Annotated in this window: 18 protein-coding genes; 14 read left to right on the forward strand and 4 right to left on the reverse strand. The window is 38.2% G+C overall.

The window, feature by feature from the left end:
* Positions 1 to 98 precede the first annotated feature (98 nt).
* The 3 genes from A8805_RS07830 to A8805_RS07840 form a co-directional block, all read right to left on the reverse strand.
* Entirely contained in the window at positions 99 to 1,196 is a 1,098-nt protein-coding gene (locus tag A8805_RS07830; protein WP_242992299.1) for a PD-(D/E)XK nuclease family transposase, read from the reverse strand.
* A gap of 467 nt (positions 1,197 to 1,663) precedes the next feature.
* The gene (locus A8805_RS07835) at positions 1,664 to 2,533 is read right to left on the reverse strand and encodes an AraC family transcriptional regulator (protein ID WP_109709700.1); all 870 of its coding nucleotides are present in this window, start codon (positions 2,531 to 2,533) and stop codon (positions 1,664 to 1,666) included.
* Positions 2,534 to 2,622: 89 nt separating this feature from the next.
* Positions 2,623 to 4,821 carry a hypothetical protein gene (locus A8805_RS07840; protein ID WP_109709703.1) on the reverse strand — a complete coding sequence of 733 codons (2,199 nt, stop codon included), beginning with the start codon at positions 4,819 to 4,821 and terminating at the stop codon, positions 2,623 to 2,625.
* A 692-nt stretch (positions 4,822 to 5,513) separates the two neighbouring features.
* Between A8805_RS07840 and A8805_RS07845 the strand changes: the two genes are divergently transcribed.
* The 13 genes from A8805_RS07845 to A8805_RS07900 all read left to right on the forward strand — a co-directional run bounded on the left by A8805_RS07845 (position 5,514) and on the right by A8805_RS07900 (position 14,831).
* Positions 5,514 to 5,735 (forward strand): hypothetical protein, encoded by a 222-nt coding sequence (locus tag A8805_RS07845; protein ID WP_109709704.1) that lies wholly within the window; start codon positions 5,514 to 5,516, stop codon positions 5,733 to 5,735.
* A gap of 97 nt (positions 5,736 to 5,832) precedes the next feature.
* Positions 5,833 to 8,493 (forward strand): hypothetical protein, encoded by a 2,661-nt coding sequence (locus tag A8805_RS07850; RefSeq protein ID WP_242992300.1) that lies wholly within the window; start codon positions 5,833 to 5,835, stop codon positions 8,491 to 8,493.
* 170 nt (positions 8,494 to 8,663) lie between these two features.
* Positions 8,664 to 8,975 (forward strand): hypothetical protein, encoded by a 312-nt coding sequence (locus A8805_RS07855; protein ID WP_109709706.1) that lies wholly within the window; start codon positions 8,664 to 8,666, stop codon positions 8,973 to 8,975.
* 37 nt (positions 8,976 to 9,012) lie between these two features.
* The gene (locus tag A8805_RS07860) at positions 9,013 to 9,474 is read left to right on the forward strand and encodes a hypothetical protein (protein ID WP_109709708.1); all 462 of its coding nucleotides are present in this window, start codon (positions 9,013 to 9,015) and stop codon (positions 9,472 to 9,474) included.
* A gap of 19 nt (positions 9,475 to 9,493) precedes the next feature.
* A complete protein-coding gene (locus A8805_RS07865) occupies positions 9,494 to 10,291 on the forward strand; it encodes a hypothetical protein (RefSeq protein WP_109709710.1) in 798 nt (265 codons plus the stop codon).
* A 100-nt stretch (positions 10,292 to 10,391) separates the two neighbouring features.
* Positions 10,392 to 11,192 carry a hypothetical protein gene (locus A8805_RS07870; protein WP_109709712.1) on the forward strand — a complete coding sequence of 267 codons (801 nt, stop codon included), beginning with the start codon at positions 10,392 to 10,394 and terminating at the stop codon, positions 11,190 to 11,192.
* A 336-nt stretch (positions 11,193 to 11,528) separates the two neighbouring features.
* Positions 11,529 to 11,762, forward strand: coding sequence for a hypothetical protein (locus tag A8805_RS07875; protein ID WP_109709714.1), 234 nt, complete (start codon positions 11,529 to 11,531; stop codon positions 11,760 to 11,762).
* Positions 11,763 to 11,782: 20 nt separating this feature from the next.
* Positions 11,783 to 12,061 carry a phage holin family protein gene (locus tag A8805_RS07880; protein WP_109709716.1) on the forward strand — a complete coding sequence of 93 codons (279 nt, stop codon included), beginning with the start codon at positions 11,783 to 11,785 and terminating at the stop codon, positions 12,059 to 12,061.
* 20 nt (positions 12,062 to 12,081) lie between these two features.
* A complete protein-coding gene (locus tag A8805_RS07885; RefSeq protein WP_109709718.1) occupies positions 12,082 to 12,603 on the forward strand; it encodes a hypothetical protein in 522 nt (173 codons plus the stop codon).
* Between the two features lie 6 nt (positions 12,604 to 12,609).
* Positions 12,610 to 13,329, forward strand: coding sequence for a hypothetical protein (locus A8805_RS07890; protein WP_109709721.1), 720 nt, complete (start codon positions 12,610 to 12,612; stop codon positions 13,327 to 13,329).
* Between the two features lie 174 nt (positions 13,330 to 13,503).
* Positions 13,504 to 13,701, forward strand: a complete 198-nt coding sequence (locus A8805_RS07895) for a helix-turn-helix transcriptional regulator (protein ID WP_109709724.1) — start codon at positions 13,504 to 13,506, stop codon at positions 13,699 to 13,701.
* Positions 13,702 to 13,714: 13 nt separating this feature from the next.
* Positions 13,715 to 13,873, forward strand: a complete 159-nt coding sequence (locus tag A8805_RS22100; protein ID WP_181392766.1) for a hypothetical protein — start codon at positions 13,715 to 13,717, stop codon at positions 13,871 to 13,873.
* A gap of 142 nt (positions 13,874 to 14,015) precedes the next feature.
* Positions 14,016 to 14,831, forward strand: a complete 816-nt coding sequence (locus A8805_RS07900; RefSeq protein ID WP_109709726.1) for a hypothetical protein — start codon at positions 14,016 to 14,018, stop codon at positions 14,829 to 14,831.
* Between the two features lie 490 nt (positions 14,832 to 15,321).
* Here A8805_RS07900 and A8805_RS07905 read toward each other — a convergent pair whose 3' ends face one another.
* Positions 15,322 to 15,723 (reverse strand): hypothetical protein, encoded by a 402-nt coding sequence (locus A8805_RS07905; protein WP_109709728.1) that lies wholly within the window; start codon positions 15,721 to 15,723, stop codon positions 15,322 to 15,324.
* Positions 15,724 to 15,902: 179 nt separating this feature from the next.
* Here A8805_RS07905 and A8805_RS07910 point away from each other — a divergent pair, with 179 nt between their 5' ends.
* Entirely contained in the window at positions 15,903 to 22,019 is a 6,117-nt protein-coding gene (locus tag A8805_RS07910; RefSeq protein WP_109709731.1) for an Ig-like domain-containing protein, read from the forward strand.
* The last annotated feature ends 27 nt before the right edge of the window (positions 22,020 to 22,046 follow it).

The following is a 22,046-nucleotide window of genomic DNA, read 5'->3' on the forward strand; positions in this document are numbered from 1 at the left end:
GTTCTCAAATTGTAAAGATTATACTATATAGCCCTGACTTTTGCAACCTATTTTTTACTCGGTTTCCGAAGATTTTATGAAAGGATATAATACATATGTTACAGCCGCTCATCTTCCAATATCTTTAGTTTTCTTTTCAGCTCCTCAATTTCACTTTCGTTCTCCTGAGACTTTCTTTTCCACTCTTCCGTCTGCTCCCTTTGTTTCTCTAGTTGCTTTTGCTGTGTTTCTAGTTCTTTCTGCTTTTCCGCTATCTCTTTCTGCTTTTCCGCTACCTCTTTCTGCTTTTCTGCTACCTCTTTCTGCTTTTCTGCTACCTCTTTCTGCTTTTCCGCCAGCTTCTTTTCCTGCTCTTCAATCATGTACTGCACCGTATTCCGGTCCAGCTCCCGCAATTCCTTTGAGAACATACCCATCACCCTTTCCATGTTCAAACACATCTGATACATTTCCTCATACATTGTTTTGAATTCCGGATAACTTTCTATCAATTCTATTATCTTTTCCGGGTCATCAAAGCTAATAAACATGAGCCATGCATCCAGCTCATTTTTTATGCCTTTATTGTGCGTGTTTTCCCTAAAGATGTCAAGTGGGATGAGGATATACTCCTGCAAAGTATTTACCCCAAGGCCCGTATCAAACCTCTGTTTTCCTCTATGTATATACTGGTTCTTCACAGCATGAAATTCCTCTGTGCTTTTCTCAAACAGTACAATAGTATACACTGTTTTTATGTCCCTGTATGTAAACTTATCCTTTCTTCTCGCACGCACCCTTTTATACTGTCTCAGCAGTAAATCTGACGAGTAACACGCCATACGTTCACCAGGAAATGCATACCCGATTTTTTGGATTTCAATATTTCCCAGGCTTCCATCCTCCAGCTCCACCACAATATCAGTAACCAACAAAGTACACTCATCTGCTATTCTGACAGAATCATTCGGCAGTATCTGGGCAATCTTCACTTCTTTGTTCAATAAAAGGGAAAGAAATCTCTCAATACGCTCCGGGTGGTATTCCGGACTGAATAGTTCTTTGAAAAAGCTGTCATAAAGAACCTTCACGCCTCTTGCTCCTGTGCAGAAATTCAAAAATTCTTCCTGACGTTCCTCGCTCCACTCCTCAAATATAACCAGCAGTTCCCCGCGTTCTCCAATCTCATCCAGCACCTCCTTCCGAGTCCGAATCATTGGAAAATAATCTTACAGTCTTTTTGCCATAGGCATACTCCTTCCTTAAATCATAAAGTTTTTCATGTAGTAATAAAAATGTTCATTCACGGATAGTGCTCCGATATGGAAGCGCCGAAATGAGTTTTCACGGCTTGAATGTGGCATGAACGCCTGCCGATTGATATGAAATTATAATAACACAAATGATTTCCTCTTACAAATAAAAGATGAGTGAAATAACCACTCATAAATTGATATATCTCTTTAAAACTATGTAATTGGAAATTGTCTGCTACATCAAACTATCATAGTAGGATGATGTCTTCTAGCGGATAGAATACAGCGGCTTCGGGTACATAGAAACTTCCTATTCCAAAGCCGCCGATTATTAAATATTGTTCCTTTGAACACAACACATCGTCTTCCAAATGACAGCTTTTTATATGCCGTTAGTGTAATTTGCAAGTTTTAAGCTAACAAGCAGATTATACTTTACGAACAGGAACCCAAATTTCACTTTTGTAATCTGCTTTTGAGGTATCGGGACTTTCGTTCCAAAGTATTTCAGGCCCCTCAATAAGTTCATAGCCAGACGTTGGAAACCACTCCGCATAAATTTTCGACCATGTTTCTTGAAGTGCATTAGGGAAAACACCTACTGCGCTAAAAATAGCCCAAGTAGATGCTTCTACTTGCAGAATATCATAGTTATCCGGCACAGATTTTGTTGTTGCCACACCAATATACTGCTCTAACTCACTTCCTTCAACTGTACGCTCAGAGAAGTTCGCTGAAGCATTTATAATGCCCATTGGCTCAATATTACACAAGCTTTTTAGCTCTGAAATTACTTTGGGAGTGAGCTTTTGAATGAGTGTGTCCATTTGAGGATTAACCCCTTTGAATTGCAGGGTAATCCTCTTTTTGAAGCCAACAATCTGAAAAGACTCTTTTTCAACAATTCGATAATTCATTTCTATTCCTCCATTTATCGTTAATTGAAAGGTCATAGGTGGAAATGATTTAAGTTTGACGTTTGCTTTCTTTACTTGTGACGGATTCACTCCATGTATTGCCTGAAATGCTTTGCTGAATGCTTCGGGTGTTTCATATCCTAGAGATAGTGCAACATCTATAACCTTTTCTCCCTTTGATTGTAGAAGTGTTGCTGCCAACGACAATCTCCTGCGTCTGATGTATTCCCCTAATGGCATTCCTGCAAGGAATGAAAACGTTCTGCGAAAATGATACTCAGAACATCCTGCGATTCGAGCAATTTGATTTGTATCAATAACGTCCATCAAGTTTTTTTCTATATAAGCCATTGCGTCATTAAATTGCTTTAGCATATTCATTATACCTCCTCCTTTCGTAATAATAATACTAAAAATGTGTATCACATACCTAATAATCTTGGTGCAGATTTAGACAGATTTACATATTCCTATCTGTCAGCTATCAATCCCATAACTTTAGTATTTGGTATTTGCTTTCCTGTATATCCCACCCATTTATCCAGACTTTGAACCATATGCAGGTAATTCTCTTTCTGATTTGTAATATATACATTATTTTTCTTTACAAAGTCAACAAACCAATCCCCAGCCTCCTCGTCAACTTCCTTAATACATGCATATCCCACAATACACACTAATGAAGGAATATTCTCTTTACACAGTAATCTTGAATTATTATCCACATTCAACGTCCAGTCACTTAAAATGGATAAATATAATTCTGTATCTTCGATGGCATCTGCTGGGTTAAGGTTTACCTTAACCAATTCGACTGTTTCCATTGCTGCCTTATTCACATCATTCTTAGTTCTAACTTTAAATATAGAAACAATATCATATGCTGCAAACTCATCCACATACTTTTTCAGTTCATTAGTATCTGTAGTCGTATCATTATCCTCTGCTATTTTTTCCTTGTCAATGTTCAAATAGTCTCTCATAAGCTTTTCAAGTAATTCCAGTTTTCCAACAATCGTTTTCTTGTCTTTGTTGGATCTTTGATCCAAATCATCATATGTGGCCCCATTTACTTCCTTATTATGCAGTTCTGTTTTCAGAGCTTTCATGAAATCTGCAAATTTACAGCCACTCACCCCCAACGCTGAAAATTTGTCAAACAAGGCAAACCATATAAAGGAATCCTTTGCGGTAAACATATCCGCAATATCCTCATTAACCACTTTAGTTAATTTTTCAATCATATTGTAAAATTCTATAAAGTATGAATCGCAGGCATTTTCCGATAAATATTCACATACCTTTTCAATATTTTTATTCCAGTCTTCTAAAAAGTTAGTTATCATAACACTTTCAACTATCATTCTTTTCATATTACTTGACTTGAAATCAGATTGTTTGTAACTGCTTGTTGATTCATTATGGAAAAACGGCATTTTAATAATGCTATTGACGATTTCGCCCAGCCCTTCCTCCAAACTCAAGAATCCTAACTGTGATTTCGTCATAGGCCTGCAACGGTTGAATCTGGCAATATCATAAGCTATTTCTTTTTTTGTACAATCTAAATTGAGCATGACTGGTATCTGATATTCTAGAAATTTGTCTTTCAACTCTTCGGGAAGTTCCGAAAACTTCTTTTGCCGTATATCAAATGCTTTGTTTTCGTATATAGGATTATCGTTTTCATCTAACATAATCTTTCCACGTTCATCTTTTTTTATGGTCTGATAACAGATGTTATAAACTTTCACATTTTTGTAAATCAGAAAGCCGTCATTTTTAAAATCATCAATCGTACTGCATCTTTGCAATCCATCAATGAGCCAGTTATATAGCGCACCTTCTGCCTTTTCTTCTGAAACAATAATCGGAAGTAATGAACGGCCCTGTAAAATATCCGAAATTAATTCTCCTTTTGTTGCAGGATTCCACTGCCCGGACGAACGCTGAAGGATGTGATCATCACGTAATGAATAATTATGTAATTTTTTAATCAATGCTGCAAGAGCATAACTTGTATTCTTGGTTCGTTCTCCGATTTGCGTTGGCATTTCCATCAATGATATATCCTCCTCATTTTCCCTCTTTATTACTGTTGCTTTTCTAAACAGTACTTTTTTATTTTCATATGATTTAAGATTACTCATATGGGAATTGTACTGTTTCTGTGTAATCTCCAGGCTATCCCTTATTTCGAATGGTTCATATCCCTCCATCCGCATTTCAACTATATCTCTCTGTATCCTGGAAATACTATTAAGATATTCTTCCACTTTTTCATCATATGAAATACCGATCTCCTCGCTAATCTCGATATTAATATCAAAATCCGATGCCAGCATATCTCCTATCGTAGATGTTTCATCCTCTCCCACCGGTGTATCGATAGAAATTGTATTTATATCCGTCTTTCTCTTTATTCTATTTCTACGTGTAATTTCAGTTTTAACCTTTTTTAAAAGACAGGTATATAAGAATCCATCAAAGTCACGAATTCCATCATATCCGTTTAGGACTTCAACAAAGACTTCATTGGATAATGAATAAAAATCATCATAGTCTTTTAAATAAATACCACAAAATTTTCGTAAAATTTTATCTACCATGCTATGCAATTTTCTCCCATTATTCCTGTAATATTCTTCAAGTATTTGCTCATTTTCCATAGTAATATACCACCCCATTTATAAACCAGACGATTTCCTAACACCTTTGGTTCGTATGTATGTCCATCTGGCCCGGCTACATAATTGTGTATCTCTTCTATATAACTGTGACTTTTGAAAATTTTGCAGAAATGCTTGACTATACCAGAAATAATCTGTAGTATGAAGACGTATAGCTTTCTGCTGTACTACATAAATTTTTTGCCCATTTTGAGTGCAGATTTATGTTTATGTGTAAGAACTCTTCCCGATGGTACGCCAATACCGTTTGAGGGAAGAGTTTTTTTATATAAGTAGGAAGCCGTGCTTCCTACTTATATAAACCCTCCGGGGGATCACACTGCGGCGGTAAAGTAGGTGTTGCTATCGCAACCCGCCACAGGCGGAGAATCTTGCAAGCAAGATTCTTTCTTGTATAATAGGAAGCTGTACTTCCTGATTTATTACGAGTATATCATGAGCCTATATTTAAGTCAACGTAAATTTCGAACAAACGTTCTGTATTTATTTTGTATATTATTTCCAATTGACTTTGTTATTAAAGCATAAGCAAGGCAGGAAGCCATCAGAATTGGCTTCCTGCCTTTAAACTTTATCCCATGAAAAGTAAACATATCCGAAAAAAGAAACAGTGAATGGAGAATAGTTATATATACCCACTGATTTTATGGAAAGGAGAAATTTTACTAATTATGAGAGAAAGACAAAGGAACTACATAACACCAGGAAGTCATAACTTCCATATCCCTTCAATCTCAGAATTTCACACATATGCGTCTAATCTGCTTACAACAGCTGATTTTTGTACAGATTATTCATCCGGTTATGCAATTGATAAAGCAGCATCTGCAATCGGATGGACGTGCGCAAATGAAAAAAAGAGGGACTTTCACATTAAAAATAAACTTGATTAGAAGAACAGGAGGTCTTTAATTGTTAGATAAACAAATAAACATATATTCTATTGATACAGGTCACTTCTATAGTAATAAGGAAAAATATTTACATGATATGAACTATAAGTATCGCAGCGAAAGAATTTATTTAAATAATAAGATTGCTTTTTTGGATGATGTAATGAGCCTGTATGGGTATACAAAAAGTGACTTAACCTGTATAAGAAATGGTAGAATCGATAGATTAAACATTATTCCCGAAACCTCTGATTTGATTTATGAATACTTCTATTGGCATTCACTCATCCGGCACAAGAGGAAAAAGGCATATGAATCAAAAGATATATTACTAAAACTCTTCAAAAACAAAGTATATCAAAATGAGTTAACAAATGGGAAAGACCATATCAGGCACATTAGAGAAAATAGTTTAAATGATAACAATATAATATCTGTTTTTGATTCAGCATTAATCAGAACTATTGGGGCTGTGCAGGATGAACTTACAGATGCTCTTATGATTGTCCAGGTATATTACTTTGATGTATTTAAGGATATTTCTTTTCATGGATTTATACATAATGGTGAAAAATATAAGTATTTTACATCATCTGCCGGTCAGATCAGAAAAAAGAAAACAGTCTTTATTAAGGAATCTGTATGGGACAGGATTGAAAAAACTGTTATGTGCGGACTTACAGTAGATAAAATCAATTTAAAGGGCGGCAACAATGCAAATAAACATCTTGCCTATATGGCTCTTACCAACTCAGCCACCGATTTATGGGAAGAATTTGATATTGATAAATCTATTGTCATTGATGATTTTGAGACAAATGTATTTGGAACTTTTGATTTTATTGATGATTCGGATTATTCTATTTCCAGAAAGACGGATTATGTCCCAATTACCCATACCGACGGGGCCGGTATGATGCTGCCTTCGGTCAGTAAAAAGAATTTTATGTTCCGGGCTCCGTGGGTCAAAGGACTGCTTGGTGTTTTTGATTTCAGAAAATTTATTGAAGTAAACCATTGTTCTCCTATGATTGTTGATATCTACGGACAGGAACATAATGTGTTAAAAGAAGACATCCAGATAATCCTTACAAAAAGCCAGTTTAAGATGTACAAGTACTATGATTCGTGGGAGGAATATAAGTATTATTACAAATTGTACCAATGTACTGCCGGTATTTGTAATATGGAGGAGGATAGAATTAAAAACGCAAAGATAAACTATCAAATGCTCCAAACTCTTACCGATATTACTGACGAGGAGATAGATTTGTTAACTCATAAGTCTTCTGAAAGATTAAAAAACGTATGTCAATCCAAGGAAACTATGATGAATATATTAGGTATCACTCCATATAACACAAATATGACAGCCTTTCAGAAAGCTATTAAAATCTATCCGGCTCTCCTGTCAGATACATATGCAAAAGATGTAATCCGGGAAGTAAAAGATAGCCTTTTAAAAAAATATCGCAGTGGAAAACTTGAAATAACCGGGAAATATACCTTTTTACTCCCTGATTTCTACGCTGCCTGTGAATATTGGTTTGGACATATTGACCAGCCCAGAGGATTACTAGCCGACAGAGAAGTCTTTTGCTGGCTATTCAGACGATACAATAAATTAGATTGTCTTAGAAGTCCCCATCTTTACAAAGAACATGCAATAAGGCTTAATGCAGCGGGCAATGAATATGAAGAACGTGGGAGTCAGATTAGAGAATGGTTTACCACCGATGGGATTTACACAAGTATACACGATTTGATTAGTAAGATTCTCCAGTTTGATGTTGACGGTGACAAGTCCCTGGTAGTTGCCGCCCCAGATTTTGTTAGAATTGCAGAGCGCAATATGAATGATGTCGTACCTCTTTATTATAATATGAGGAAAGCAGACCCTGCACCTTTAAACAATAAGACTATTTATTCCGGCCTTAACGCTGCTTTTACACATGGAAATATCGGTATATATAGTAACGACATTTCCAAGATATGGAATGACACTGTCTTTGTAGATGGAAAGAAGGAAGAAAAACAAGAAGCCATTGATGTTATTAAATTACTTTGTATGGAGAATAACTTCTGCATTGATTCTGCTAAAACATTATATATGCCTGAGAGGCCCAAATGGTTTAAGCCAATTGTTTCAAAATATACAAAGTGTAAATTGCCGGCTTTCTTTGAATATGCAAAAGATAAAGAAAAGCCACAGGTGGAAAAACGTAATCAAAGTTTTGTAAATAAAATTTTTGACAGAATTCCCAACCAATCTATTAATACAAGAGATTTACAACTTGAGAAAATTGACTATCACTTATTAATGAATACCCCAAGTATCGTTTGCAGTAAGGAAGTTTCTTCCTTATATAACGAGTTAAATAAAAAATATCGTTATATGACAAATATGAAAGACGAATACATCGATAATTTGAGATATGTTGCTTGCCAAATCAGGGAACGGTTTCACGAAACAGGATACTCCGATGAAACGATTGCAGACATGTTAGTTGAATATCTATATGAACATAAGAAAAGGTATAAACAGTTATTGTGGTTCTGCTACGGACAATACGTTGTAAATAACTTAGAAAAAAACATTCAGATTAAAAAAACAAAATTTATCCAATGTATTGACTGTGGCGAATGGGTTGAGGTTGATATATTAAATACGAAAACCTGCAGATGTGAGGAATGCCAGAAAAAATATGTACGCAATTATGATAGAAGCCGGAAGAGTAAAGCTAAAGTTTCCGTTTAGCCTTTTCGTCCAGTACACATGGATTATTATTTTGTCCAATAAATCTAATAGCCCATTAGAAATGGGCGAAAAACTTTTAGCCTTTGTGCGTATATGGAAGAATAAACCAAAACATATTTCGTATGAAGTTTTCAGCTGCTTAAGGGGGAAGAAGGGAGGTCTATTGTTTTTTGATTATTACACAGGACGATATTATTAAAACCATTTCAGAAAAGGAAGATATAAAAATAGCAACAGTCCGAAAAGTATTTAAGTCCGCAGAAAAACTTATTTTCAACTACTTATCTTCCACTACTCCCACTGATGATATATCAATAAAAATATTAGATGGGTTAAGCCTGGAATGTAATTACATCCCAGAAAAAGAGATTCATACATATGATGTTATTAAATGTGATGCCAGAATTTGGACAAAACCAAAAATCACAAGATATTATAATAGAAAATTAAACGGATATTTTGCCAGCAAGAAAAATGTGTAAATATCCATATTACCAATATTTTAGGAGGTCTATAAAGATGCTAAAAGATATCGGCGTTTACAAAAACCGGTTATTGTCGTTACTTCTGGATTCTAACGACATTGCTAAATTGTTCCTTGGAAAGGAATACAATAAGGAAACTGCAGATGAGGAATTAATGTACAACTATGTATTTCCTTATTTACATGCAGATGAAACACAGACAGAAGTAAAATCTTATATTTGTATGGAAGTAGATGTTCCCAAAACTTTAAATGCTTCCTATAAAGATATGCAGATTATTATATGGTGTTATTCACACAAAGACGACATGAAATGCTCTACAGAAAACTGTGTGGGAACAAAGCCGGATATTCTTACGGATATAATTGATAAATTGTTAAGCGGTTCCAGGGACTTTGGGATGGGGCGTTTAATGTTAGAATCTGCTGCACACATTGCGCCAGCGAAGGAACACTACGGCCGGCAGTTAATTTATACCTGTCCTGAATTCAGATAGTAATGCAGGAGGTAATAATTTGAATAAAATTGACTTAGAACACAGGCTGCAAAAAGGAAGTATCTTATATATTGGGAATATTCCGGTCTATAAGATATCTATCGGAGAAATGGTGGACTTTCCATATGGATATTCCATGTGTAATTACCTCATAAATTTATTATGTATGGATGATGAAAAATCTTGTGAGTTATCCAATAATAACTCCATTACATCAACCTTTGAATTCATTATGGTACAACTTTATTCAGAGTTGATTGCATTAGAAAAGGGGCAGGTTCCTGAAAATACAATGAATAGTTTGCTGACTACAACTATGATTCCTTTATTAGAAATGATATTCAGGGACGATGTTCACTGCAATTTCCAAAATATGTGTCTTTCTATTGGCAGAGATAATAATAAACTGTTAAATATTGAGAACTACAATGAATTTAGAGCTATATTAAAAGAACGCAATTGCTTAATGGACATTGACGGATTTGAAAATGCAGAGAATCCTGATAATGAGATGGTTCAAAAATTGCTGGAAAAACGTAGAATACTGCGTGAGAAACTAAAAAATGCTAAAAAAAATGAAAATGATGAAAATGGGGTTACCATAGCGGATTTAATTAGTATTTTTGCCGAAGCAGAAAAAATGCCATTGCAGGATGTATACGACAACTATGATATCTATCAGTTTAACAATCAGTTCAACCGTTTAAAAATAATGGAGGACTATCAGGTAAATATAAAAGCTTTACTGGCCGGTGCTAAAAAGGAAGAAATTAAGCTTCAGCATTGGCTGTCAAAAATCAAGTCAGAGAACCCGTAGCAAGCTACTGGGCATAAAATGATAATGAAGGCTGGCCGCAAAACTTGCGGCTGGCTTTTTTTATAATAAAAAACCAATAACAAATAAGGAGGAACAACTAATGGGATCAAACACAAAATTCGGTGCAAAAGAGGTAATGGACGTTATCTTATATGATATGTCCACAAACAAACCAGTTATCTTTTTTGATACTCTGAAAACTTCTAACATCGAGGTAACCTCAGAGAAGGTTTACGCGCGAGGTGGAAAAGGTAATTCAAAATTAATTACATGGGAGTTAAACAAGGAAGGGAAACTTACAATCGAGGATGCTCTTCTGTCCCCAAAATCTCTGGAGCTTATTTCAGGCGTTGCAACTGTAACAGGTGCACAGACCGTATACATGAGACAGACTACAGAGTATGATACGACGGGCGAAAAACCTGTGGATAAGGGGGAAATGTATCCCCTTACAGCTTCTGCTTCGGGAGTAATTGAATTGGCATATGCTCCAAAAGAAAATGCTGCTTCTATTCTTGTATACGAGGCAGATGATGACTGTGGTACCCCGCTGTCCATGACAAGTGCAACGTTAAGCGGAAAGACATTAACAATTGATGATGCTGCAAACAAAAAAGTAATTGTATACTATACATTTGCAAGCGGAAGCACTACAGAAACCTACGTAATTGATGCTTCTCACTTCAGCGGTACTTATAAGCTTGTAGGTAATACAGTAATCCGTAACAGAGAAACAAGTAAAGACGAAGCATTCCAGGTAGTAATTCCTAACTTGAAATGGTCAAGTAATCTTAGCCTTGGCTTTAGTGCAGAAGGCGATCCGCAGCCAACTTCTTTTGAATGTGAAATCCTGAAAGCTGCAAACAGTTCAACAATGATCCAGATGACAAGATGGGCATAATGCTTATTAAGGCTTCTCGGAATTAGCCTTTGAAGAGAGTGGTATTGTACTACTCTCTTCATTATATTGAATATTGGTTTGTAATTTAACCGAATCAAGGAAGTTCCCCGCTCCAAATGCAGTAAGCATTAAATAGCGGGTGGGGGGCTTGCTTGTGTCAGGTAGAGTTTAAGCTCCATCTGACAATCTGCGACAGCAGCTATTCGGTTATGAGCAAGTAGCGAAGCGGATTGCGAATATCCACTTTGACTGGTCTTATACCTATATTCAATTTATTTTGAGTATTTGTATAAGACCTTTTTTTTACGTAACTAAATTATTGAAGGGATTGATTATTTGAAAGTAAAAGATTATGGAATTCCTGTCTGCCGGATTCTAAATATATGGCAGATTATTTTATATAAAACAAACGGATTAAATGAGATTGAAACCTATGTTTCCAAAAATGGCACCGTAGAATATAAAATTGTGTATGTATTTGACAGAGAAAAGTCCCAGGGACTCTTTAATAAATTTCGTGACCATAGATTAGAAGTCGGTGACAATCTTTTAGAATTAGAAAATTTATAATACGAAAAAGAAGGCGTTTTATGGAATTTTTGAATGAATATGTGCTGCCAATTGTACTCGGTATTTGTCTTTGTATTGGCTATATAATCAAACAGTGGGTAAACGATGTAGACAATAAATATATTCCTACAATTTGTGCTATTTTAGGAATCGCCGTTTCCGCCTGGATCAGTGGATGGAATCTTACTCCCCAGGTTGTGTTGGGTGGTTTAATTTCTGGCCTGGCATCCACTGGTATGCATCAGTTATTCAAACAGTATTTAGAAAAAAAGCATGATAATACCGGCACGAAGGTATAGAAAGGTTAGGTAGCATATGAATGGAATCTATAAAAGAATTATTTGAACTTGATATTATATCGATAATAATTGGCATTTTTATAATCTTATCCTCCATTATCTCTATGGTAACTATAGTCAGTAAATTTTTAGAATACATAGGGAAACCTTTGAAATGGATTCAAGATAAAAACAAGGACCACCAGCTGCTGATTACGACCGCCACTGCATTGGCTGAACTTCAAGATAAACAAAAAGAAGATGTTATGAACTCTATCAAGCATGATGAAGCAATACGCGAAGATTTGGAAAGCGTAATTAAACTACTGGAGGAAAATGTCAAAAGGGATAACCGCAGAACGGTTGCCACCTTGCGTTCTACTTTATACAGGTTACATTCTGACTTCATGTCTCAAGGGTGTATAACAAGAGAAGGATTAAAAACATTTACAGAATGCGGCACTGTATACGAAGAAGCTGGAGGCGATGACATTTATCATCACAAACTTCGTCCGGAAATATTAAATCTTCCCATTCAGGAAGAATACATAAATGAAAGGTGATTTTATATGATAAAAAACGATGTAAAAATCAAAAAAGAATTATCTCTTAGTGATAAAATCAGTGCAATTGAATACATATCCAGCTCCTACTTCACCGAAGATGAAAACGGTAAAATACAGTATACGCCTTACTATGCAGGGATTGCCCAAGTAAATGCTATCATGAAATATTTTACAGATGGGGTAGAGTTTGAGGACTCTGAAGATATCTACGAAATGGTCATAAATGATGACAGTTTAAGAACATTTGTTGATTCATTCTTTGTTTCCGGGCAGAATACTGCTGCTCCTTCTAACGGTCAAGAAATTTTGTACGAAGTAATGAGCACTGTTGCTGATATTGTGGAGTATAAAAAGAAGGAAAATCTGGCAAAACTTCAGTCTGAAAATAGTAATATTCTGGCTTACAAACAACTCAAGTTAATGGAAAAGGAAGAGGAAAAACTTCAATTGGAAATGGATACAACTAAAAAGCTTGATGAATGGCTGAATGTCCAAAAAGAACTTAACTCCGTTATTACGCCGGAAATGCAGCAGTGTTTTATGGAAAACTTTGATGTAAATGATATTATGGACACTGTGATAAATAAATATGGGGAAAGTGAAATACAGAAGAAAAATGAAGAACTAATTGAGGCAAACAGAAAAATCCGGGAGCAGGATAATAAAATTATAGAATTACAAACTGCCTTTGCCCGAAAGGAGCAAAAGGAGGATGCAGACTGAATGAACGGACAGAACATGTCCTAAAAGTCCACCATCTAATATAACAATCTAATCCTTAGAAACTTACGTACTTTTCTTAAATAATCACCCTTCATACTTGTACTTTTATATGATAAAATTCTTAGTATAACAGGCCCGTTATTTCACAAATTACAAAAGAAAAGGTATAAAATTATGTATAATACTTTACAAGAACTCCGATGGGAGCGAAACTGGTCACAAGTGCAGCTTGCCAGGAAATCCGGCGTAAAGCAACAGACGATTTGTGCTATAGAAAATAAGCGGACAGCGAATCCCAAGATAAGAACCGTTCTTAGCATATCAAATGCGTTGGGAGTACCGGTAGAAGAAGTTTTCACATTATACGAGTAAAAAGGAGAATTTTATGAACACAAAAGCAGTATGGAGAATGGTGGTTTTAGATATATCAGGTTTGTATACCAAGATATATGATGAAATTTATGTAGATAGTAATCAAAAACTGAATATGCTGTTTCAATTATACGAAGACAAATCTACATATAAATGTATTTTATTAAATTAATAGTTTTGGTATTTAAGAGTCATCTGTTTGCAGGACGCTTTATGCCCCACTCCTTTCTTGGAGTGTTCTATTTCATGCCATAATGGTATGTCTATCTTATTTTCAATTAAATCTAACCTTCATTTCTAGAAAGGAGTATCGTATGAGTGATTCTATTGCACATATACGTGCAGATATAGACTTGAGCAAAGCCAAAAAGGAACTGAGCTCGTTTTTAAATAAAAAATATAAAATTGATGTTCAATTCGATACAAAAGAATTAGAACATCTACAGAAGCAGCTGGATGGGGCCTTCAAGGCCCCAGTAATCAAGCCAATATTTGATACCAGTGAAATTAACACAGGAGAAATTTCGGAGCTTTCAGAAGCATTTGATGGAGTTGCCGTCAGTGCTAAAAATGCCGGAGATGAGACCCAGAAACTTTTATCCTATGTGTCCGAGATAGGGCAAACCGTACAAAGAGAAATATCATCCGCTGAAGCATCTTTAAATGCCCTGTCGTCGCGGATGGGTAATATGAAACTTTCTCAATCAATAAGTTTTGAGGCGAAAGGGGATTTATCGAATGTTGAGGCGGCATTACGTGGAATTGATGCACAATTAAAAAGTAGTCAGGATAGCTTTGGGGCTTTTTATAGTATACTAGATACTACAGCACAGCGCTGGAATAATTTCAATACCCAAACGCAACAGCATAGAAATAGTGAAGAATTTAAAAATCAACCACAAGAATTTACTATGCCAATAATAGATTCCGGTCCTCTGAAAGATGCCAATAATGCCGGAACTAGATTGTTAGACACCTTTGGAAAAATCATAGATACTGGTAGTGGCATTGCAACAATAATACCTTATATAACTGACAAAACACTTCCCAAGAGCCTAGATTGGGGAAAATCCTCCCACAAGCTTAATTTACCTTTAAGTGAGTCTATTATTATGGAGAAGGTTGCATAATGGCGCAATCAACAACATAGTGAGAATGGGGTTCTATAAACAAAAAACAGAGGAATAATTCGTCGAAACTACTATTCTACTACATCTCTACTGTAGTAGTGAATCGGATGAAAAAAAGCATTGCTGAAATGTAATGTTCCGTAGCAACGCACGAGCCAACTCAACTACGTATAAGTCATATAGGATACGCTAGTAACAGCTACGTTAAATCGTGGCGGCGAGGGAACTATATAAAATGTTGAGAAGTGTAGAGAGAGCACCCTTCCTCCAGAGCATTTAAAAGCCTTATTTTAAATGCTCTGAATGCATGTTCCACGGTAAATAAAAATGGTGGTAATCCACCCGGATTCGCTATCCGCAATTTTCGGCAGTTCCTATACTGTGCGCTAATAGGAAAAAGAAGCAGACTTCGAGAATGGAATGTAATAATTTAAATTATGTGCGGAATCAAAACACAAATGTTCGGGTTAAAGATTTATGTTCACTCTGACTACCACTCATACCCACACCTTGAGCATCTGAATGGCTTTAAACCATCCACTTGTAAACTTCCTTTGATACGCACCTTCTGTCTTTGAATGTTAGTAGATTCACATCTGGGGCAGTGAGGAATATTGTTGATTGCTTTCTGCAATAAATATTCCTTATTTTTATCAATGACTTTCGTACATTGCCCCGGTGCCTTCGTTTTCCATGTCTCTAATTTCTCATCTCGTTTTTTTAGTGACAGGTTGCGAATTTCATCGACTACCTCTTTTGCTTCATGAATGCTGCAATGGGTTTTATCAACAACAAATTCTACGGCTTTATTTATCTGTCCCTTTATCACGAAGCTATGAATATCTTTAGAGTTAACACTTTTGCCATGAATCGGAATATCAAATGACTCCATAATATATTTCCTCCTGGGATAAAATTAATAATCGAAACATTTAATTTTATTTTATCACAACGTCGCTTAAAACAATAGGAAAAATATTATCTGTTGAAAATATTGATTTTAGTAACTTAGATAGAGTTTCTACACTCTTTGAAAAACTGGATGAAAATACTGCAAAAAATGTCTTAAACATGGGTAAATGGGACGATATTACTAAAAAAACTCTCGTAAATAACACAGCGTCTCTGGCTGGTGTTGCAGACGATATGTTAGATATAGCCGGTGGTGCTACCACCGCCACAGCCTCCACCGGCGCCCTCAGCACCACCCTTTCCGGCATCCAAGGCTCCATCGGTGCCTTCCTCACAAATCCCGTCACCCTGACCGTAGCCGGAGTCGCCGCCGGACTCACCGCTATAACCGCCGCCTACACTTACTTCGCAACCTCCTACACAAGGGCACAAAATAGCTTTGCCGAAAAATCCGCAGCCTTCCAAACCACCAAATCCGAGGCGGACGCCTTAAGCTCCTCCCTTGAAACGGTAAAGACAAGGATGGAAGCACTTTCAGCATTAGAAAACGCCGGCACCATCACCCTTGTAGAACAAAATGAACTCAACGCCCTAAGACAGTCAAGCGCTGAATTAGAACGACAGCTTACCATCAAACAAAACCTGATGGAGGTCCAGGGAAATTCCCAGGCCGCAGCCGCCCGGGTGGCATCCAGAGAAGAACTCTCCTCCACAGAACTCATCTCCGACGCAACCGGTATGTCCACAGGATTCGTAGGCTTCCAGCAGGTACTTAGTAAGATAACGGGAATCACTTCTCCCTATTCCGGTTTTGAAACATTTGCAAAGGAAAATGACACCTCCCCGGCAGGAATGCTGAAAAACCAAATGGAGGCCGCCGACAAATACAAAGGCAAGCTGGACTCCCTCTATGACCAGCGAAATGCTGCCAATTCTCCCAAGGAGCTCGACTCAGTTCAGAAAGATATCGAAAAAACAGAAGAGGCCTACGCCTCCGCAACCCAATCGATTGAGCAATATTCCCAGCAAATCCAGGGCTGGGTAGACGCCTCCTATGATGCCGACGGAAAAGTCCTCCCCGAATCTGCAGCACAGGTTCAGAAGTGGAAGGGCCTTCTCACAGAAGTCCAGAACATGGGGAAGACAAAAAACCAAAAATCAGAAAACAGCCTGAACAACTTCTTCGACGGCTCCCCCGGAAAAAACCTCATCAAAGAAGAGCTCTTAGCTGCCGCTCAGGCAGGAGGAGATCTGGAAAAAGTCCTCTCCGGCCTGGGACTCTCCCTCTCCGACCTGGGAAAAGGCGTCACAGGGGAGAGCCTCACCAACTACTTCCAAAACCTGGCAAGAGAGGCAAAAGAAGCCGAGGAAGCCTCAAACGGGGTGGATGGAAGCTTCGAAGGAGTACAGGCCGCACAAGCCTCCCAAAATCAGGGCTATGAGTGGGATGCCATGTCCCAGAATTTAAAAAGGGGGCAGGAACTGTATGAAAGCGGAGCCATTGGAACCGATGACTTCCAAACCATGGCTCAATGGATGGCCCCCGGCAAAATCGACACCGAAGGGTTCAAATCTCCCGCGGAAGCATATAAGAAAGCATGGGAAGACACCTATAACACCGTCAGCGGTTGGTTCAATGCAGAAAACCCGGTGGGAAGCATGTGGAACTTTGCCGAAGATTTATCCGCCAAAAACAGCGACATGTTCCAGGTCCTCAACAAAGAAACCAATGAAATCATTCCAAACTTCAAAACTACAGCCGAAGCCGCAGACGCCCTGGAGGTAAGCGTAGGGGCCGTGGAGTCCATTCTCGGAAAGATGCAGGAATACGGCTATGAATTTGAAGGAGTCCTGTTCAGCGGCGAAGCTCTTGACGAATACAAGCAGTCTCTGGAGGGAATCCGGGAGCTTGCGGGCGGTATGGAGGAGGGCGACCGGAAAGAAAAACTCTTAGGCTCCTTAAGCCTCTGGGATGAGAACTACGAAAAGTACCAGGAGGATCTGTCCCTCCTCACCGAAGATCAGGTGGTGCAAATCAAGTTCGAGTATGAACTGGCAGAAATCGAACAAAACATCGAGTACCTCCGGGAAAAAGCAAGCTTAACCCAATCCCCGGAAGACTGGGCGGAACTCACCCTGGCACAAAGGGATTACCGGGAAACACGGGAAGAACAAATCGGTTACAACGAAGACTCCGACGCCGGCTATGGACAGTCCTACGATGCCCTGGCTGAAATACAGGATGAGCTAAGAGACGCTCCCGAAAACGAAATCCCCGTTCTGGAAGACCAGATTACCGCCATCTACGACCTCCAAACTGCCTTTTTGGATCTCAGGGCAGCCGGTGAGGATATGGATTGGAACACCTTTCTAAATTCCGAGGAGGCACAAGGCACTTTTGACAGTATCATAGAAGCCACCGGTATAACAAGAGAGCAGCTTGCAGAGATTCTGGGCACAGAAATCCCCCTACCCATCTGTGCTGACACGGAAGAGGCCATGACACAAATTGATACTATTGAACAAATGGAAATGGCCGGTAAAATCGTTCAGCTTGTAGGTCAGGACGATGCCACCCCAATTATGGCACTTTGGAATACCTTACAGGCAGATCCTAAGTTTGCAGCTCTTTCTGCCAATGACCAGGCTACATATCTTGTCGCCTATTGGAATTCTCTTACCCCGGAGCAAAAACAGGCTGTCATTACAGCAACAGACAATGCCACCCCATTACTGACCGATATGGATGGAAAAATAAATACCCTGAATCTAAACCCAACGGCTAAAATTACTGCAACCGATACAGCTAGTTCTACAGTCTCTTTTGTATCCCAAAGCCTGGCTGGTTTAAATGGGAGATCCGCACATACTTATATCTATACACACCAAATAAATACGGGCTTCCCCAAGCTCTTAGGTACCGCCCATAAGGATGGAAGTTCCGGCAATTTCTCTTCATTTCAAATGCCATCTAACCGCGCCCTTGCAATGGGAACCTTACAAGACAATAGTTGGCTAAAACCAAAATGGAAGACAAAGCAAGATGAAGTCGCATTGACAGGCGAGGTCGGTCAGGAGTTGGTAGTTCATGGAAACCGCTGGTGGACTGTTGGTGACCAAGGGGCCGAGTTCTCTCCTATTCCCCAAGGCTCTGTTGTATTTAATGCACGCCAGACACGAGATTTGTTGAACAAAGGATTTACAAATAGCCGCGGCACTGCACATCTATCAGGTACTGCATACGCCAGCGGTTCAACAGATCAGGCGGCCAAAGATGCCCTGAAAGAACTATCTAATTATTTTAACTGGATTACCATCAACATGGACCGACTTTCGCGACAGTCAAAATTAGCCTCAAATGCTATAGAAACTGCCGTTGGACTATCAGAAAAACAGACCGCTACATCAGAAGCCATCAGTAAAGTCCGTGAAGAACGAAATGCCGCTACTCAAGGTTCAAAAAAATATCTCGAACATGCAGAGTGGTATGCAAGAGAATCTGGATTATCCGCAGATTTACAGAAAAAAGTTCAAAATGGTACTATTGATATCAGCAAGTATGATGAGGATACCCAAGCCAAGATAAAAGAGTACCAGCAATATTATGAGAAATACCTTGATATGCTTGATAAGGCCACCGATCTTGAAAAGAAAGAAAGCGACCTTGTAGAAAAAAGATTAAAAAATATCGAAAGCTTTTACAAACTCGTAACAAAGGTTTCAGAATCTGTTCAGGACATGAACGATGCCAAACTGAAATACGAAGCAGCAAAAGGCTATTCTGCGGTATCTGATCAGGTCAAGGCAGTGTATCAGTCTTCTTTAAAAGAGTCTCAAAATACTTATAACAGCCTTTCCAAGCAATTAGTTGATTATCAGACAGAGTTTGATACTCTTGTAAAGAATGGTTCTATCACAAAAGGGTCAGACCAGTGGTATGAAGGACTTGCAAAAATCAATGGTTTTCAAGAGGACATCTATAAAGCTGGTGTTACTATCGTTGAATATGAAGATAAAATCAGGGGAATAGAATATACCAAGCTTGAAAACCTGATTAGTGGCTTTGAACGTGCCGTAAAGAGCTTAGACGGAAGAATGTCCTTAAAGAAAGCACGAGATGAGAAAATATCAGAATCTGATTATCAGACAAATATAAATCTTAACAACTCCACAATACGCGAAAACATGAAGCTCCGTGACAAGAAGTTAAAGGAACAGAGTTTATATGATGTAAATTCCAAGGAATATCAAGACTTGACGAAGGATATAAGCAGCTTAGATAAAGAAACCTACAATTTACTCGTAGACAATGAAAAGCTGAAAGACAGTATTTTTGAACTGCGCTTTGCCCCTCTGGATGAGGGAATTGAAAAATATCAAGATTTACGCAGTGAGCTTAGAAACTTCCAGGAACTTTTAAACAAGGACGCCTTCTTCGACAAAAACGGAGCCATCACGGAAACAGGTCTTGCCAACCTTGCATTGCTACAACAACAGCTGGCAACCACCAAGAAAGAAATTGCTGACTACAGAACTGGCCTAGATAAATTGTCAGAGTCATATAAAAATGGTGTCATATCTGAGAAAGAATATAATGAAAAGTCTCAAGAATACCGGGAAGGTATACAGGACGCTGCTGGTGATGTAGTAGATTATCAGGAAAAACTTACTGACTTGTATATGACTCAAATGAAAGCTGAAGTTGACGCCTTGCAGGAAGTGATTGACAAGCGCAAGGACGCTTTAGATGCAAAAGCTGATTACTATGACTATGACAAGAAGCTGAAATCCCAAACCAAGGACGTCAATGTATTAAAAGCCCAGATTGCTGCCATGGAAGGTGTCAATGATGCGGCTACACAGGCAAAAGTAAAACAGCTTAGACAGCAGCTTGCAGATGCTGAAGATAAGTTAGGTGAAACAAAGCGGGATCATGCGATTGATATGCAGAAAGAGGGCTATAATGGACTTTCTAATGATATGGAAAAGATGCTGGATGATACAGAATATGAAATTATTCATAATTCCGAAAAGCAACAATCCGTAATCGAAAGTATGTTGAGTAACGTTGTTAATATGTATGAGTCTGCATATGGGAAAATCAACTCCATCATTGCAAACACCGGATGGGTGGGAAGTACAGACTTCAACACAACTCAATCTCAGCTCAGTACCCAAACAGGGGCAGCTAACCAGACTACAAGTGCAGCTCAAAGTCAATCCTCTACAAAAGCATCTTCCACTGCCACTTCTACAAAGACAAGCTCTATTAACAATGATGATGCTTCCCATAAAAACACAGAAGCAGAGCTTGCTAAGCCCGAGAATACAACAAACAGGCTTGTTGCAGAAGTTACATTATCCACCACTTCTGTTACGTTGGAAGAAGGGCAAACCACAACGGTATCTGCTCAGTCCATCAGACCCACGGATGCAAAGAATAAAAACCTTTCCTGGACATCTAATAATTCACAGATTGCCACTGTATCTAACGGTACGATTAGAGCGCTAAAGCCAGGTAGTTGTCAGATTATTGCTTCAACAAAGGATGGCAGTAAAATTAATGCTTCGGTTAATGTAACAGTAACTAAAAAACCAGATCCTCCAAAACCCCAACCAAAACCAGCAGCTCCCAAAAGCGGTGGAGACGGAGTGCCGAATATAGGAGATGCCGTAACCTTTGCCAACGGGATTTATTACCTGGATTCATATGGTACTGCTCCTTCTGGCAATCAAATGATGGGGCAGACTGTATATATTACGTACATGAATCCGGGGGCACCAAAACCAATTCACATCAGTAGAACTAAAACACCTGGTGAACGTGATCTGGGCTGGTTAAGTTTAAGTCAGCTTAAAGGTTATAAGTCAGGCTCTAAGAATATTGATACAGAACAGCTTGCATGGACACAAGAGGACGGCAGAGAACTCATCATGAGAAAATCTGATGGTGCTATGCTCACAAAACTATCTCCTGGAGATGCCGTTGCCCCCAATCATTTGACAGAAAACCTGTTTAAATGGGGAGAAGTCAATCCAAAGACTTTCTTTGCAAATACAATTGATACTGCTGCTAATGTTCCGGTAATAGGTACAGGACAAAATGTAACCATTGAACAACATTACGACAGTCTGATTCACGTTGAAGGAAATGTTGACCAGGATGTACTGGCAGATTTAAAGGCCTACGAAAAAGACTTCCTTGATAAAAGTTACAAATACACAACAAATATGATTGCGAAGGATTGCCAAAAAGTTGGAATACGACGCAAATAAATTATATAGTGCCATGCTCCGGTGTGG

It is taken from the genome of Faecalicatena contorta (assembly GCF_003149105.1).
In the GTDB taxonomy this organism is placed as follows: Bacteria; Bacillota; Clostridia; order Lachnospirales; family Lachnospiraceae; genus Muricomes; species Muricomes contortus_C.

Excerpts from the sequence above, each read along its gene's own strand:
- A8805_RS07890 (WP_109709721.1), top strand. The coding sequence starts at position 12,610 with ATGATAAAAAACGATGTAAAAATCAAAAAAGAATTATCTCTTAGTGAT.
- A8805_RS07880 (WP_109709716.1), top strand. The coding sequence starts at position 11,783 with ATGGAATTTTTGAATGAATATGTGCTGCCAATTGTACTCGGTATTTGT.
- A8805_RS07870 (WP_109709712.1), top strand. The coding sequence starts at position 10,392 with ATGGGATCAAACACAAAATTCGGTGCAAAAGAGGTAATGGACGTTATC.
- A8805_RS07830 (WP_242992299.1), bottom strand. The coding sequence starts at position 1,196 with ATGATTCGGACTCGGAAGGAGGTGCTGGATGAGATTGGAGAACGCGGG.
- A8805_RS07850 (WP_242992300.1), top strand. The coding sequence starts at position 5,833 with ATGAACTATAAGTATCGCAGCGAAAGAATTTATTTAAATAATAAGATT.
- A8805_RS07910 (WP_109709731.1), top strand. The coding sequence starts at position 15,903 with ATGGGTAAATGGGACGATATTACTAAAAAAACTCTCGTAAATAACACA.
- A8805_RS07840 (WP_109709703.1), bottom strand. The coding sequence starts at position 4,821 with ATGGAAAATGAGCAAATACTTGAAGAATATTACAGGAATAATGGGAGA.
- A8805_RS07885 (WP_109709718.1), top strand. The coding sequence starts at position 12,082 with ATGGAATCTATAAAAGAATTATTTGAACTTGATATTATATCGATAATA.
- A8805_RS22100 (WP_181392766.1), top strand. The coding sequence starts at position 13,715 with ATGAACACAAAAGCAGTATGGAGAATGGTGGTTTTAGATATATCAGGT.
- A8805_RS07860 (WP_109709708.1), top strand. The coding sequence starts at position 9,013 with ATGCTAAAAGATATCGGCGTTTACAAAAACCGGTTATTGTCGTTACTT.
- A8805_RS07835 (WP_109709700.1), bottom strand. The coding sequence starts at position 2,533 with ATGAATATGCTAAAGCAATTTAATGACGCAATGGCTTATATAGAAAAA.
- A8805_RS07895 (WP_109709724.1), top strand. The coding sequence starts at position 13,504 with ATGTATAATACTTTACAAGAACTCCGATGGGAGCGAAACTGGTCACAA.
- A8805_RS07845 (WP_109709704.1), top strand. The coding sequence starts at position 5,514 with ATGAGAGAAAGACAAAGGAACTACATAACACCAGGAAGTCATAACTTC.
- A8805_RS07905 (WP_109709728.1), bottom strand. The coding sequence starts at position 15,723 with ATGGAGTCATTTGATATTCCGATTCATGGCAAAAGTGTTAACTCTAAA.
- A8805_RS07900 (WP_109709726.1), top strand. The coding sequence starts at position 14,016 with ATGAGTGATTCTATTGCACATATACGTGCAGATATAGACTTGAGCAAA.